At 45.7% G+C, this 15,056-nt stretch carries 12 protein-coding genes and 3 pseudogenes; 14 read left to right on the forward strand and 1 reads right to left on the reverse strand.

Features of this window, described 5'->3' with window-relative positions; translation table 11 throughout:
- The first annotated feature begins 16 nt into the window (after positions 1-16).
- The 12 genes and pseudogenes from RIG27_RS09040 to RIG27_RS09095 all read left to right on the forward strand — a co-directional run bounded on the left by RIG27_RS09040 (position 17) and on the right by RIG27_RS09095 (position 12,613).
- Complete coding sequence (locus RIG27_RS09040; protein WP_446344397.1) at positions 17-2,392, forward strand: glycosyltransferase; 2,376 nt, start codon at positions 17-19, stop codon at positions 2,390-2,392.
- Positions 2,393-2,421: 29 nt separating this feature from the next.
- Positions 2,422-3,114, forward strand: a pseudogene (locus RIG27_RS09045) (glycosyltransferase 87 family protein); the annotation flags it as partial.
- 86 nt (positions 3,115-3,200) lie between these two features.
- Positions 3,201-3,752 (forward strand): annotated as a pseudogene (locus tag RIG27_RS09050) (glycosyltransferase family 2 protein); the annotation flags it as partial.
- Positions 3,753-3,867: 115 nt separating this feature from the next.
- Positions 3,868-4,416 (forward strand): annotated as a pseudogene (locus RIG27_RS09055) (Uma2 family endonuclease).
- A 166-nt stretch (positions 4,417-4,582) separates the two neighbouring features.
- Positions 4,583-4,834: a DUF4258 domain-containing protein gene (locus tag RIG27_RS09060; protein WP_446344399.1), complete on the forward strand. Its 252-nt coding sequence runs from the start codon at positions 4,583-4,585 to the stop codon at positions 4,832-4,834.
- 4 nt (positions 4,835-4,838) lie between these two features.
- Complete coding sequence (locus RIG27_RS09065) at positions 4,839-5,039, forward strand: DUF2283 domain-containing protein (protein ID WP_006099321.1); 201 nt, start codon at positions 4,839-4,841, stop codon at positions 5,037-5,039.
- A 300-nt stretch (positions 5,040-5,339) separates the two neighbouring features.
- The gene (locus tag RIG27_RS09070) at positions 5,340-5,729 is read left to right on the forward strand and encodes a hypothetical protein (protein WP_446344401.1); all 390 of its coding nucleotides are present in this window, start codon (positions 5,340-5,342) and stop codon (positions 5,727-5,729) included.
- Positions 5,722-6,132 (forward strand): hypothetical protein, encoded by a 411-nt coding sequence (locus tag RIG27_RS09075; RefSeq protein ID WP_446344403.1) that lies wholly within the window; start codon positions 5,722-5,724, stop codon positions 6,130-6,132. The genes RIG27_RS09070 and RIG27_RS09075 overlap by 8 nt, the downstream gene beginning before the upstream one ends.
- A complete protein-coding gene (locus RIG27_RS09080) occupies positions 6,104-6,340 on the forward strand; it encodes a hypothetical protein (protein WP_446344405.1) in 237 nt (78 codons plus the stop codon). The genes RIG27_RS09075 and RIG27_RS09080 overlap by 29 nt, the downstream gene beginning before the upstream one ends.
- A gap of 231 nt (positions 6,341-6,571) precedes the next feature.
- Positions 6,572-7,933, forward strand: coding sequence for a TMEM143 family protein (locus tag RIG27_RS09085; protein ID WP_446344407.1), 1,362 nt, complete (start codon positions 6,572-6,574; stop codon positions 7,931-7,933).
- Positions 7,934-8,189: 256 nt separating this feature from the next.
- Positions 8,190-10,211 (forward strand): tetratricopeptide repeat protein, encoded by a 2,022-nt coding sequence (locus RIG27_RS09090; protein ID WP_446344409.1) that lies wholly within the window; start codon positions 8,190-8,192, stop codon positions 10,209-10,211.
- 338 nt (positions 10,212-10,549) lie between these two features.
- Complete coding sequence (locus RIG27_RS09095) at positions 10,550-12,613, forward strand: prolyl oligopeptidase family serine peptidase (protein ID WP_446344411.1); 2,064 nt, start codon at positions 10,550-10,552, stop codon at positions 12,611-12,613.
- Between the two features lie 61 nt (positions 12,614-12,674).
- Here RIG27_RS09095 and RIG27_RS09100 read toward each other — a convergent pair whose 3' ends face one another.
- Positions 12,675-13,025, reverse strand: a complete 351-nt coding sequence (locus RIG27_RS09100) for a Mo-dependent nitrogenase C-terminal domain-containing protein (RefSeq protein WP_446344413.1) — start codon at positions 13,023-13,025, stop codon at positions 12,675-12,677.
- Positions 13,026-13,572: 547 nt separating this feature from the next.
- On the opposite strand from RIG27_RS09100, the gene RIG27_RS09105 reads away from it, so the two are divergent.
- Both RIG27_RS09105 and RIG27_RS09110 read left to right on the forward strand, forming a co-directional pair.
- Positions 13,573-14,196, forward strand: a complete 624-nt coding sequence (locus RIG27_RS09105; RefSeq protein WP_446344415.1) for a hypothetical protein — start codon at positions 13,573-13,575, stop codon at positions 14,194-14,196.
- Positions 14,197-14,462: 266 nt separating this feature from the next.
- The gene (locus tag RIG27_RS09110) at positions 14,463-14,846 is read left to right on the forward strand and encodes a response regulator transcription factor (RefSeq protein ID WP_446344417.1); all 384 of its coding nucleotides are present in this window, start codon (positions 14,463-14,465) and stop codon (positions 14,844-14,846) included.
- Positions 14,847-15,056 lie beyond the last annotated feature (210 nt).

The following is a 15,056-nucleotide window of genomic DNA, read 5'->3' on the forward strand; positions in this document are numbered from 1 at the left end:
AAATGATAAATGACAAATGAAAATTTTGCTGGTTAATGACTACGCCACACCCACAGGAGGAGCGGAACTGGCAATGCTATCCTTGCGAAAGGGACTACGGAAACGGGGACATGATGCTCGACTCTTTGCTAGTTCTGCCCAACGCCAAACCTCTGATAGTTTAGCCGACTACGAATGCTTGGGGACAACCTCTAGTTTTCGCACCTTGCTCCAAACTGCCAACCCTTGGGCGTTTGTCCAATTGAAGCGAGTCTTAGCCGAATTTCAGCCCGATGTGGTTCACGTCAAAATATTTCTCACCCAACTGTCCCCCTTAATCTTGCCGTTGCTGCGGCAGATCCCCACCCTATATCATGTCGCCTGGTATCGCCCCATCTGTCCCCTGGGCAATAAGACACTACCCGATGGTAACGTTTGTCAGTATTCAGCCGGTGTCGCCTGTTACCGCCATCATTGCCTACCTGGGTGTGATTGGCTACCGCTGATGCTACAGATGCAGCTTTGGCAACGCTGGCGCGATGTATTCAATCTGGTTGTAGCTAACAGTAACGCTGTCAAGGAACGCTTGTTGGCGGAAGGGATTAAACCCGTAGAAGTCGTCTGGTATGGCATTCCCATCCAATCCTCACGCCCTCTCCCCTTTACCCTACCACCAACCGTCGTGTTTGCAGGTCGATTGGTGTGGGAAAAAGGAGTCGATGTATTAGTCAAAGCTTTTGCCCCAGTCGTATCCCAAATTCCCGACGCAAGGCTATTAATCGCTGGAGATGGACCAGAGCGCGATCGCCTGGAAAAACTGATTGCTGATCTAGGGCTATCTGAGTCTATCTCAATGCTGGGTCACTTGTCCCGTTCGCAGATGGAAGAATACTTTGCCCAAGCTTGGGTACAAGCGGTTCCTTCACGTTGGGCAGAACCCTTTGTGAACTCTGCCTCATCACCGTCAAGTCGTCATGTCGTCAAAGGGACAATCTGGATCTTCCTCGCCGAAGCCCTGATTCTGCCGACTGGCTTAATTACAGCGGGTTTCCTCACTCGTAAACTGGGTCCAGAAGGATACGGATTATTTACCCTAGCATCAGTCCTGATCGCCTGGGTAGAATGGAGTATCACCTCAATCTTTAGCCGCACAACCGTCAAATTTGTCAGTGAAGCGGAGGATTGGCAACCCGTTGGCACAACGTTAATCCGGCTGTATCTAGGTGTAAGTATCGGGGTTACCTTACTACTCTGGTTCTTCGCTACCCCGATCGCACTCCTTTTCCATGAACCCGCACTCGCCACCTATCTCCAACTCTTTGCTCTGGACATTCCCTTATTTAGTCTCGCCAGCGCCCATCGCCAAATTTTAATCGGAATTGGTGACTTCAAACAGCGGGCGATTGCCAGTGCCGGACGTTGGATCGGTCGATTGGTATTCATTATCCTATTTTTAGAATTGGGCTTTTCTGTGTCCGGTGCGATTTTAGGTAGCATCGGGGCGTCGTTGATGGAATTAGTCATTAGCCGATGCTTTGTCCGCCCTTCTCTATTCAGTCAATCTCATTTTCCCCCCCAGCGATTATTTGGCTATGCTGTGCCATTATTTTTATTTGCCCTGAGTCTGCGGCTTTACGATAAATTGGACTTGCTCCTGCTCAAGATACTCGGTGGTACAGCTGAACAGTCGGGTATCTATGGTGCTGCCCAGAATTTAGCCTTTGTTCCCAGTATCTTTGCCATTTCCTTCTCCCCTCTGTTACTCTCGACTTTAAGCCGTATCCTCCGCAGTGGAGAATTCTCTCAAGCCCAGAAAATGGGACGCAACGCCCTGCGCCTGGTAATCGGATTGCTACCTTTTGCGGCGATGAGTGCGGGAGCTGCCCCAGAAATTGTACGTTTAATCTATGGTGAAGCCTTTTTACCAGCAGCTCCCTTATTGGCGCTATTGATATGCGGCGCTTTAGCGTTAGTCATGGTTTCGGTTGCCACCGCTATTTTAACGGCTGCGGGTAAGCCAAATTGGACGTTTACTTTAGTTGCACCCCTGATACCTATCGCCACAATCAGCCACATTTTATTGATTCCTCGATGGGAAGCCATGGGCGCTGCGATTGTCACAACCGTCTGTGCCAGCTTGGGCGCGATCGCAACTATACTGGCGGTTTACCATATCTGGCAGATTTTGCCTCCCTACCTAACCATCGGGCGCAGTCTCTTAGTCTGTGGATGCGCGTACATTGTGGCAGTTTACTGGTTGGTTCCCGGTTTTTGGTTGCTGTTGAAATTGCTAATTATCAGTGTTCTAATTCCCTTATTATTCTTCATACTCGGTGAATTCAGTGGCAGCGAGATTGCCTTAGTTCGTTCTATGATTCGCTCTTATTTAAACCGTCAATTCAGTAATTCCTGAAGACTTCTCCCCCAACCCCCGCAAGTTAAATGAAACGTTTCCCTAACCAATGGATCAACAACACCACGTTACAAGTTCAGAGAATTTTGGCAAACTACCATTCCCTACTACTGGGTGGCGCGATCGCACTCTTAAGTGCTATTGCCTTCTCTCGGCTAGCTTACCAGTTTGCGCGACTGGTCTGGCTATCTGATGATTTTAATGGGGCAATTGACCTCAAGCTGCGTTACCAAGAAGTAAATCTCTGGTTTGCTGGAGAGCCTATATATGACCAACTAGGCAGTGCCGTATACCCACCAGCCAGTTATACGATGCTCTTGCCCTTCCTTGGCTATCCCTCACTCAGTTTCACGAGGTGGCTTTGGGCAATTACATCAATCGCGGCACTGATTTGGCTGGCTTATTTGCTAATTAATGAAACTCAGATCAAAAAGGTGATGCCAAGAGTCTTGCTAGTCATGCTGCTCTTAGCGATGTATCCAACAGGAGATACCATTGGCAATGGTCAACTTACCCTTCATATCCTCGTCAGTTTAGTCGCTGGATTAACTCTGATGTGCCGAAGGCCAATTGGCTGGGGTAAGGATCTGTGGGCAAGTGTACTCGTGATTGCAGCACTGGTCAAACCCACCCTAGCCGTTCCCTTTTTCTGGATTGTATTATTTGTGCCTGGAAGAGTGCGACCGATTTTAATGGTTAGTGTAGGCTATATTGCACTGGCGTTATTCGCAACAGGGTTTCAACAGTCTGATTTGTTTTCCCTTCACCATGACTGGCTGGCGCAGGGTATAAAAGGAGCGGCTTGGGGAACCTATTCTCCACGGCTAGTCAATTACTCATTGATTACCTCTACGACTACTACAATACCAATCCCGATCAAGCCACCTTCTTCGCCTCCAACAACTTCGCCCTTGCCAAAGCAACTTTTCATCAGTTAGGCGGTTTCGACACCACCTTTCCCCTAGCCGCAGGAGAAGATCGGGAATGGTGCGATCGCTGGTTACATCATGGTTACCGGATGATTTATGCTCCACAAGCCCAAGTCTACCATGCTCATCATCTAACACTCAGACGCTTCTGGCGACAGCATTTCAACTATGGGCGGGGTGCATTCCATTTTCACCAACTCCGTGCTAAACGTGGCTTAGACAAGATTTTAGACAAGATTAAGGTAGAACCGTTCTCCTTTTATTTCAACCTACTGATTTATCCATTTTCCCAGCCCTCCAAACAACCCATTTTATTGCTTGCCATCTTGTTTTTATTGTCACAGATAGCAAATGTCGCAGGTTTTTTCTGGGAACGATCAGCTCAAACGTCAACGGCTAAACGCCAACTGTCTCAAACTGCCTGTGATTAACGCTACCAGTTGATCCGCGATCGCGTTCACTATCAGAGAGTAAAATAGGACTTGCTGCGATCGCACTATGCCTTTCCGGTGATTTAGCTGAATATTCCAATAGCCGAAAATCCCTATGGTCAGAACATTAACCCACTGGACTGTCGCCGATTATCATCAGATGATTGAAAGCGGCATTTTGGCAGGTCGCCAGGTTGAACTACTCGATGGACAAATTATCGATATGTCTCCAGAACTTCCGATTCATCGGGTTACCTATAGACGGGGTGTTAAGTATCTAGAAGCTCTTTTAGGGACTCAAGCGGTTGTCTTTGCCATAGCTCCAGTTACACTACCCAGCGATGGTGAGCCGCAACCGGATATTTGTATCGCTATACCCCCGGAATCTCGTTATGATCAGCGTCATCCCCAACCGAAGGATATTTATTAGCTAATTGAGGTATCAAATTCGACCCTTTCCTATGACTTAAACGATAAGGCTCAGATATATGCACGGCATCACATACGAGACTATTGGGTGATCGATATTATCGGGAGTCAGTTGTGGGTGCATCGTGAACCTAACCAGGGAAAGTATCAATCTGTGGTCAAGTATTCGACGGGTATAATTATACCATTAGCCTTGCCAGAAGTAGAAGTGGAAGTCAATAGATTACTTCACTAAGTCGGTAGACACACCGGAAAGTTAACGGCGCTGATGGTCATTGGTCATTGGTCATTTGTCATTAGTAATGGTTTGAGGTCTATTTACAGAACGGGTGGATTGCTGCATTTTATAGAATTGGAAGAATATTTAAAAGCTGGAAACTCGATGAGGACAATACACCGAAATGCAGATTGTTTGGACAAGACATGCACAGGAGCGTCAGCAACAATGGCAACAACGATTAGAGATCACTCGCCAAGAAGTTGAAACAGTATTGATGAATCCTCAACAAGTTATAGTAGAAGATAATGTCTTCGTTGCACAATCTAGGCGTGGAGGTGGTTTACTGAGAGTTATCTTTGTTGAAATTGGTAACACAAAACGAATTTTGACCTTGTACTGGACAAATCAAGTCAATCGATACTGGCAGGGGTAAACTGATGAATGTTAAATATGATTCAGATGCAGATATTCTCATCTTTGTTTTGCGTGATGCTTTTCCAGCCAATGCTATTTCTGAACCAGGAGGCGTGATTGTTAGTTATGACGAAACTGGCGAACCCATTAGTATCGAGTTTCTCAATGCCTCTCAACGCCAACTGTTTAATCCTCAAGAAACGAACCTAATCATTTCTACTTGAATGCTGGAGAGCAAACAAATAGGGTTGGGGGAGATGGGAAAGAGGTAATTAGTGCTGATCCGAAGGGAGTTTCAAATCAATAAGTATGTCTTGTAGGGGCGAGTTGCTGGATTGTCTTGCATGGGGAAGCCTATTAATTTGATCGACTCGCCCTCATCGGTCATCTGGAAGCCTATAATAATGTGGCACTAGCAATAAAATTGCTACAGTCCACGCGGTCTAATAACGTACCTTTTGGGCGTAAAGTAGATGAAAATGAGAAATAGCGACGATCGCGCGGATTATGACTAGAGGTGCTGAATGCTTTATTTTATTATCACTTGGCTTTTTCTGATTGGTGTTTGTTTCTCAATTGGCACAGCTATCGTAAATGGGTTGCAAGCCGATCGCATTGATCGCAGAGGCGATCGCTTCATCGCCGCCGTCTGGCTGGGAATCGTTGTCCTGTGCGTCTCTATGCTAGCAACCTCCCTGATTTTACCCTTATCTAGCGCCGTTGGTTTCGCCCTTGTCGTTGGTTTAGTCGCCCTATCTCTTCTGTCTCAGTCAACCCGGCGTGAACTGGCGACACTTCGCTCAATTTTTTCTCCCAGCTTTATGGTGGGATTTATTACCTTAGAACTAATTATTGCCGCTTTTACCAGTCAAAAAATAGTCTGGTTTGACACCGGACTTTATCACTTTGGCTAAAACCATTCCCCTAATTCTATCAGCCGGAGCCGTAACTATTAAACTTTCGGCGCTACCGCTACTCCCCATAGGATTTCTATTTTATCTAATGGGAAATCAGTTAACAATAAAAATTAAGCGGCTATTGACAGGCAGTGCCATTGTGATATTACTGCTCTCACCCATGGTTTTATATAGCCTGACCACATCCGGATGTCCCCTGTATCCTTCAACCTTTATGTGCCTCGACCTGCCTTGGTCAGTTTCCATCGAAAAAGCTGTAAAGGAAACTCAACCCATCAAGTTTTGGTGGGTATTTTCGGATTCAGATGAGTCTGGACTGACAGCTATAGCTTTAGGACTGAATCCTGTTGACTTCCCTATTTTTACTTGGTTTGACTACCGTTGGTCTGATTCAGGATAATGCTCAATCCCGGTTGATTTTACCTCCTCCCTTACCGAGTGTTAATCTAGTATCTGACCAAGTGAATGATGTTACTTATGTCTATCCAGCCAACTTTACAATCCGATGTTGGGCATCTCCGTTACCCTGTTCAGCCGTACCGATTAAAAATATCAGGCTTCGTGACCCGTCACAGGGAATTAGTGCTGGATTTGTGTCTGTGAAATAAGTACCTGGACATCAATTTTGTTAACTGAGTTAAAGATTGTCAAAACCATGCTCTCTTTCCAACGTGAAGGGTCAAAACTCTCGCACTCAGTCGGGGCGGGTTTAGTTACATCTAGGTGCTAAGGAAAGGATAGTGGTGAAACCCGCCCCTACACAATCACGCGCCGTATCCGACTAGCGAGGCGAAGGGTCATTTCTGTTCCCTTTTCCCTAGTCTCAACTGTAAACTTTAATGAAAGTCCGACTACTTAGTCTATTGTCAGATATGGCAACTTATCAAGACCGAGAAGCGTTTATTCCCTATAGCCGTAGCGATTTAATCGAACTGTGCCTAGACGATAGACAGTTGCCTAACGAGAAGGTGCAACAATTCCGGGATTTTTGTACCCTACTTTCCGCCTATTATCATTTTAAGTTTCATGCCTATTTGGAACGCTTCAAGAATAATTATGATCCGTTCAACCCTGATGCTGATACTCAATCGAGAATTGAACTCACTCCCGATAAGTTAGCCGAACGCGAAGCGAATGTGGTTACCGACTTTCAGACGATTCTCGAACGCGCCAATTATGTTCCCCTCTCTCCGAATAGTTTACAACGCGCCTTTAATGAAAAGTCTTTAATTCAACTGAAAACGGAGGTTAATTTTGATGAATTTGATCAACTCGTCTGCTACTGTCGCGGGGATTATGAAAAAACGATTCAGGTTAAAAAGTTTTTGAAGAAAAAAGACAAAACAATAAGTCTTTTTGAACGAGTTGTTTTATTGATTAAATTCAAAGATGCCGATTATTTAAAACACAAAGGCGATGAACTAGATTCTCTCCAGTTCACACCAGGGAAAATGTATCTCTATTTTTACAAGAATATCCCTAAGTTTGACTTGGAAATCCTTTTCCCTAATATCAAAATTAGCATGACCTGGAAAGACCGTCTCTTCTTAATCGTTCCGGCTGTTGGTGCCGCTGTTCCAGTCATCCTAAGAGTTCTGCCTAAACTTCTCGTTGTGATTGGGGCTATTTTATTTTTTACCATGGGACCATCGGTTCTGGACACGATTCAGGCAAGTGAAGAGGAGGTGCGTGATATTATGCCCGTCCTAGTTGCTGTGTTATCGCTACTGGTGACATTAGGAGGTTTTGCCTATAAGCAGTATAGCAATTATAAGAGTAAGCAGATTAAATTCCGTCAAACTGTAACCGAAACCCTGTTTTTTAAGAATATGGCAAATAATGCCAGCGTGTTTCATGCCTTAATTGATGCGGCAGAAGAAGAGGAATGTAAAGAGATCATTCTAGTTTATTACCATCTTTTAATTAGCCATAATCTCCTAACTCCTGCACAGTTGGACAACCAAATTGAAAGTTGGATGGATAATAAGTTTGGCACAAAGATAGATTTTGATATCAATGGTCCGATTCATAATTTAGAGAATATCCGGGGGAAACTGATGCAAGATGGCAAAGATACGGCAAGTCTCCCGGACATTCCGTTATTGACGAAAGATAAGCGAGGATGTTGTCAGGTTCTGCCTTTAGATGATGCTAAACGATTAATTGATTACATTTGGGATCATATCTTTCTCTACACCTGAATCATTAATCATTAAGCTTCGCTGAGGGAACAGGCAATCAATACCTCAATTGTTGGATATGGGGTTGAGTGTGGGATAAGTAGCGGACGTGTTGGGGTTTGATGTTCAGGAGGTGAGAGATTGCTGTCCAGAGTAGTATAAGAGAACACAGACTACAATGTAGATAGCATGGCGTACAAGCAACAACGAGATGCTCAACATCACTAGCACTTCGGCGAATTTACGGCTTTCTGGCAAGATGAAGGCTTTTATGATAATGAAACGGATTAAAATCGGTTTGGCACTGACAGCTACAACAGTTTTATGGCAGGCAGAGTTGGCTATTGCTAAACACAAAGCCATTGCTTCTAGTATTAAAAAAGATTATTTGCTGCCTACAGTTATTAACTCCCAGGGAACAGGGAATATCAAGGCTGAACCTACCTCTCTACTAACTGCAGGACACCACTTGTCCCCTCTAGAGACACTAATTCAATACTCTCGTTTTACGGCAATCCCGGAAAACTTGGCTAACACGGAAATAATGGCGCAAAGGTTTATTGCACTCGACTCTGATCAGGCGGGGAACTATCGATTAGAGGGCTTCAATCTTTACGCTCAAGGGAAACTAGAGGAAGCCATTAAAGCCTTCCGCCGTGCCATCGAACTTGATCCTGAATCTACCGTCGCCCGTAGCGGTTTGATTCAAGCGTTGCGTGATTTGGATCAAAAAGATGCCGCAACCGAGGCGTTGTATGAGGCTATTCAACTTGACCCAAACATATTAGCCCTTATGCTGAAAACCCAAGCACAAGCAACCGAGATTTGGAACTATGCTTTGGAGAGAAATGCCAACGATGCTAGCATTTACCACAATTTAGGCATAGCACTGGCTAGAAGTGAACATTGGCAGGAAGCGATCGCGGCGTTTAGTCGGGCGATTGAACTTGAACCCAACTGGGCTTTAGCGCACAACAATCTGGGCAATGCCCTATCAGAAATGGGGCAGTTTGAAGACGCCATTGCCGCCAGTCGCCGCGCCATCGAACTCAACCCGGAAAATGCTAATTTCTACACCAATCTAGGCATGACGCTAGCCGAGGCTGGGCAGTTGGATGAGGCGATTAAAACCTACCGTCGCGCCATCGAATTAGATCCTAGCCTAGATCGTGCCTATAAACTTTTGGGAAATGCTTTGGGTGAGAGAGGGGAATGGGAAAAAGCGATTAAAACCTATCGCCGTATTGTGAATATCCCTGATGATGCCACAGCTTACAACGCTTTAGGGATTGCCCTTTACCAGAAGGAAGAATTTCAGGGCGCGATCGCGTCGTTTCGTCGAAGTCTGGAATTTGCACCCAACAACGCTCAAGTTTACACAAATCTAGGCAAAGCCCTGAGTGATCAAGGACAATTAGCAGAGGCGATCGCCTCGTTTCGTCGTGCCCTTGAACTTGAACCCCATTCCTTTGAAGCTTACCTCAATCTAGGGGTGACTCTCCACCATAAGGGACAAATTGAGGACGCCTCAACTCAGTTTCAGCGTGCTGTCGAACGTCTACCTGAACAGATGCGTTCCTTAGAGGATCTCAATTCCTACACCGATCTATCCATCGCATGGCGTCAGGTGGGTGAATTCCATAAATCTATTCAGGTTATTCGCCGTGGGATTCAAATCAACCCTTACATCGGTAATGCCGCAAGTTGTCACCTATTATCAGAAGCGATGGACACTTTAGACATTCCCCATCGGCTTCTCATCAGGCAATATAAATCGGCGTTTTGTGACCTGCAATTTACGGCTCAATCCCTCGGACAGTTAGAAGACGTTAGGGAAGACACCCAGGAGACAATAAATCGTGCGATCGCGGCTGTACCGAAGTATGCTCAAGTCTACAAAAATCTAGGCTTAGAAGATATCATGCTCATAGAAACCGAGACTATTCCAGAACCAACAGATGAGTTGAACACTAAAGCTCTTGCCGTAGCTAACTACAATCTCGGTATTATGCTGCTAAATCGAGCCATGCTCACCGGTGATCCAGACTCCATGGAAGAAGCCATTATATCCTTTAAGGAGTCTATTGAAAATGAACCAAATAATGGCTGGACTTACATTTATTTAGGTATAGCATTGGCGGCTCAAGGTCGCTGGGAAGAAGCCATCACAGCATCTCGACAAGCCCTGCAACTGGCTGATTCACCGGGCAAAACGGCGAGTACTCATACCCTAGCTAATAACATCATCAGCTATGCCCTTCAACAGCAAAAAAAATTAGGGAGAATGTCACCTGTGTAGTGGCGTGGCACACCTAGCAAGATGAATTAACCCCACGCCCGGAAACTGTAGGGGCGCACAGACGTGCGCCCGATTCAATAGTCCAATCTAATCCACCATTTTAGCTGTGCCACGCCAGTAGAGTTGGGTTGAGAAACGTAGGCGAAGCCTTCTCGGAGAGTAACCCAACGCCAACGGGTTAGCCTGTTGGGTTTCGCTATCGCTCTACCCAACCTACAAGAACTGACCACGATTCAGGATTCCTAATCCTGTTTCCCCAAAAGTATACAAGGCTTACCGCTTCCTAACCCTTCCCCAAAGAGTGCTACCCTAGAAAACACTGCCTCACATTCCCGACTATGCCATCTTCTCACCAACCTCTGACCTACCCCACCACCCGCCAAGCTGACCAAGTAGACGACTATCATGGCACGAACGTCGCTGACCCCTATCGCTGGTTAGAAGATCCCGACTCCGAAGAAACCAAAGCCTGGGTAGAAGCGCAAAATAAAGTCACCTTCGGCTATCTCGAAGACATCCCCCAACGAGAATCCCTGAAGCAGCGGATCACCCAACTCTGGAATTACGAAAAATATGGCATTCCCTATAAAGAAGGGAACCGCTACTTCTATTTCAAAAATGATGGACTTCAGAACCAAAGCGTTCTCTACACCTTAACCTCTCTCGATGGAGAACCCAGAGTCCTGATTGACCCCAATACCCTCTCCGAAGACGGGACTATCGCCCTATCGGGTGCCGCTATGAGTGATGATGGGAACCGCATGGCGTATGGTTTATCCACCTCCGGTTCCGATTGGCAAGAATGGAAAGTGCGGGATGTAGAAACCGGAGAAGATTTATCCGATCATCTCCAATGGGTGAAGTTTTCCGGTGCATCCTGGACAACCGATAATCAAGGATTTTTCTATAGCCGTTATGACGAACCCAATGATGCCACAAAATTAGAAGATGCTAATTATTATCACAAACTCTATTATCACAAACTCGGCACAGACCAATCTGATGATTTGCTAATTTATCATCGTCCTGACCAGAAAGAATGGATGTTTAATGGGTCGGTGACAGAAGATGGGCATTATCTGATTATTTATGTCAGTCAAGGAACTGATCCGAAGAATCTGGTTTTCTACAAAGACTTACAAACTCCCGATTCTCCTATTGTCGAATTGATTTCCGAGTTTGAAGCAAATTTCAGTCTAATTGACAATGACGGGTCAATATTCTGGGTTCAAACTGACTTAGACGCACCACGAGGTCGGGTGATTGCCATTGATATTCATAACCCAGCACGGGAAAACTGGCAAGAACTTATTCCCCAAGCCGAAGAAACTTTAGAAGGTGTCGGCGTTCTGAATAACCAGTTTGTCGCCGATTACCTCAAAGATGCCCGTTCTTCGATTAAGATTTTTGACCTCAATGGTGCCTTCGTCCGGGAGGTGGAATTACCGGGAATTGGTTCAGCCGGGGGATTCGGCGGGAAGCGTTATGATACGGAAACCTTCTATGTGTTTACCAGTTTCACCACCCCAGCCACGATTTACCGCTACGATATGGTAACTGGGGAACGTTCCCTATTTCGCCAACCGACTGTAGACTTTGATCCGACTCAATACGAAACGCGGCAAGTGTTTTACCAGAGTAAAGATGGGACACAAGTGCCGATGTTTATTACCCACAAAAAGGGGTTAGCATTGGATGGCAATAATCCTACCTATCTCTATGGTTACGGTGGGTTTAATATCTCCCTCACTCCCAGCTTTTCGATTAGTAATCTGGTGTGGATGGAGATGGGAGGCGTGTATGCGATTCCAAATCTCCGAGGCGGTGGAGAGTATGGGGAAGATTGGCATCAAGCCGGGATAAAGCTGAATAAGCAAAATGTGTTTGATGATTTTATTGCCGCAGCGGAGTGGTTAATTGAGAATAAATATACTCATCCGCAAAAACTGGCAATTGGTGGGGGAAGTAATGGTGGTTTATTAGTCGGGGCTTGTATGACTCAGCGTCCCGATTTATTCCGTGCTGCACTTCCTTCAGTTGGGGTTCTGGATATGCTGCGCTTCCATAAGTTTACGATTGGTTGGGCATGGTGTTCTGATTATGGTTCACCGGAAAATCAGGAGGAGTTTAAGGCGCTTTATGCCTATTCTCCGTTACATAATCTCAAGCCAGGAACGGCTTATCCAGCCACATTAATTACGACTGCAGATCATGATGACCGCGTGGTTCCAGCCCATAGTTTTAAGTTTGCAGCAGCGTTACAAGCGGCACATGCTGGGGATAATCCGGTCTTAATTCGCATTGAAACTAAGGCGGGTCATGGTGCGGGAAAACCGACGGCTAAGATTATTGAAGAGATTGCCGATAAGTGGGCATTTTTGCAGCGAGTCATGAATTTTTAGTCTTGAATGACGAATGACAAAGGATGTAGCTTGCTTCTCGCGAAGCGAGTATAACAAATGACTAACAATAAGCACTGATATCTTCCCCACATTGATCAGCCAAGTAGCAAAGGGCGCGAAAGCGGAGGCTAACGAATTCGTCATAGAAAGGATTGAGTTTGCACAAGGGAGGAATGTGGGCAACCCGACGCCCAAAGAGGCAGATATCGCGTTCAAAGGGGCATTGGGCGGGAATCATTTTGCAGAAGAATCTAGCTTTGGTGGGGTTGTGAATTTCGATGTTCTCTAACCATTGCTTGATGGTTTGCAGTGGCTTGATGGGTTGTTGGGGCGAGGTGGGAGGGGTGATGGGGTTTGTCTTGACTTCAACAGGAGTGGAATTGATCAGTCCGTTTTGGTAGGTGGTATACATGGTTTGATTTGCTCCGTGTGTGTGGTTTGTTTGTCTCTATTCATAATTTAACCCAATTTAGCGACGGCGCAAATATAAAAAACTATTATCATTGATTAGCTCTGCTTGTAGGCATCGTCCTGTTGGGGGCAGATTGACGGCGGGGGAAGCATTAAGCATCATTTGTTCTCCTTCGTTGCAACGAAGGAGAACAACAGTTCGGAAAGTCCTAATCGATGTGTCTACTGCTATAAAAGTTGGGCGAGTCGCCAACTTTAAGTGTTTATAACTTTAAGTGTTTATATTTCCGTGGAATATAGTACTGATCGCAACACTCTATAATAGTAGTTATTAAGCTAGGGTGCGAGATGATGATGTTAACGTTACCAGTACCTGTTGCTTGTCAGCGTTAGAACAACTGAGAACTGAAGCTAAAAGATGATTCAGATTACCGGACTAGATGCGAGATGTTCTTGGTCAAATCTGGCGCTGTTGGCGTGGTAAAGGATTAAGTTTTGATCCTTCGCTTCGCTCAAGAACAGGGTTTTGATAATAAGGATAATTCGCAATGAGACAACTCTACAGCAAATCTTGGTTCATTGGCGCGATCGCGACTGGATTAATGAGTACCTTGGCAGCGTCTGTGCAAGCTCAGGATATCTTTGATAATCGGACACTGCAATTCCCAGAGGATACGATTGTGGAATTTGAATTCCTGCAATCTCATGGATCATACCAAGCCGCGCTTGGTGTACGGAATGAAACAACCGGGGAAGAAACGATTCTGTTTCAGGAAGTCAAACCCTATGATGCTTTTGGCACAAACCAGCCGATACAAACCTCTCGTGGTCAAAACGATCTGGGGACGCAAGCGGATTTTGTCGGAACAGTTGAGGGGGGAACGATATCGAATCAATTCAACGAGTTTATGTTTAAAGCCAATAACCGCTATGTTTTCTTTCTTGAATCCGTAAGTCCTACGGGTCAAACCCGACGCCGTATTGTTTCGACCCAAAACTTGGCTCAGTTTAATGGTCGTTTGGACGGGGGGAGAAAGGGTAATATCACAGGAAGTCGCGTGTCTTGGGAAGATGGAGGACAGGTAGAAGCTGGCAGTGATGATGATTTCGATGATTTTGTGATTGAGGCAGGGGGATATTTAATTGATTTGAATTGTCCGCCGATTCGGTAATCTTAAGTTTATTTGACGGATGTCTGAGTGACTGTTCCAGATGTCGGCTACGTCTGGAACGTCCCCATCTCCCTTATCCTCCTGAGAGAAGCGAAGGAACAGCGGTGCTGAATACGTCACGATCATTCCTGCACCCCTGCACTCCCAAATTCAGCCAGATTGCGGAACTTGAGTGACCTGAAATCAGCCTTATGACGATATTTTGTCGCTCAGAGTAAATGTTATAATACCTAAAAGCTAGAGAGCTATAGTAGGTATAGGTTGTTATGAGTACAGTGTTAGTCGTAGAAGACGATCTCACCCAACAACATTTGCTCTCTAAGCTGCTTGAGCGGGTAGGGCTGACAGTGATTGCGGCTGGGGATGGGGTGGAAGCGTTGGAGAAAATTCAGCAGTTTCACCCAAATTTGGTGATTTTGGATATTGTCCTTCCCCGGATGAATGGCTATGAAGTCTGTCGTCGTCTGAAATCGGAACCTGACACTCAGAATATCCCAGTGTTAATGTGTTCGGCGAAAAAAGAGGATTTTGACCGCTACTGGGGAATGAAGCAAGGGGCGGATGCTTACTTAGCCAAGCCTTGTCATCCCCAAGAAATCGTCGAGACTGTAAAGAAATTATTAAAGTCCCATCATCAAGCGGCAAGCTGATTGACCGTCTTTTAAGTTAAAAGAGATCAAATCCCCCAAATCGCGAGCGAGACGCTCGCACTACAATCTAACACTCACCTAATACCTAACTACTGCAAGAAGGCAGAAATAACTGAACAGCTAATATTTCCCCCAGCTCCCTCAGCTCCCCCAGCTTCATCGTCTCTACGAAGCTGCTCAAGTATTTTTGCCGCGATGCACTACCTACCT

The sequence above is a fragment of the Coleofasciculus sp. F4-SAH-05 genome (assembly GCF_040222985.1).
GTDB classification, from domain to species: domain Bacteria; phylum Cyanobacteriota; class Cyanobacteriia; order Cyanobacteriales; family Coleofasciculaceae; genus Coleofasciculus; species Coleofasciculus chthonoplastes.

Excerpts from the sequence above, each read along its gene's own strand:
- RIG27_RS09040 (WP_446344397.1), top strand. The coding sequence starts at position 17 with ATGAAAATTTTGCTGGTTAATGACTACGCCACACCCACAGGAGGAGCG.
- RIG27_RS09060 (WP_446344399.1), top strand. The coding sequence starts at position 4,583 with ATGCAGATTGTTTGGACAAGACATGCACAGGAGCGTCAGCAACAATGG.
- RIG27_RS09065 (WP_006099321.1), top strand. The coding sequence starts at position 4,839 with ATGAATGTTAAATATGATTCAGATGCAGATATTCTCATCTTTGTTTTG.
- RIG27_RS09070 (WP_446344401.1), top strand. The coding sequence starts at position 5,340 with ATGCTTTATTTTATTATCACTTGGCTTTTTCTGATTGGTGTTTGTTTC.
- RIG27_RS09085 (WP_446344407.1), top strand. The coding sequence starts at position 6,572 with ATGAAAGTCCGACTACTTAGTCTATTGTCAGATATGGCAACTTATCAA.
- RIG27_RS09090 (WP_446344409.1), top strand. The coding sequence starts at position 8,190 with ATGAAACGGATTAAAATCGGTTTGGCACTGACAGCTACAACAGTTTTA.
- RIG27_RS09095 (WP_446344411.1), top strand. The coding sequence starts at position 10,550 with ATGCCATCTTCTCACCAACCTCTGACCTACCCCACCACCCGCCAAGCT.
- RIG27_RS09100 (WP_446344413.1), bottom strand. The coding sequence starts at position 13,025 with ATGTATACCACCTACCAAAACGGACTGATCAATTCCACTCCTGTTGAA.
- RIG27_RS09105 (WP_446344415.1), top strand. The coding sequence starts at position 13,573 with ATGAGACAACTCTACAGCAAATCTTGGTTCATTGGCGCGATCGCGACT.
- RIG27_RS09110 (WP_446344417.1), top strand. The coding sequence starts at position 14,463 with ATGAGTACAGTGTTAGTCGTAGAAGACGATCTCACCCAACAACATTTG.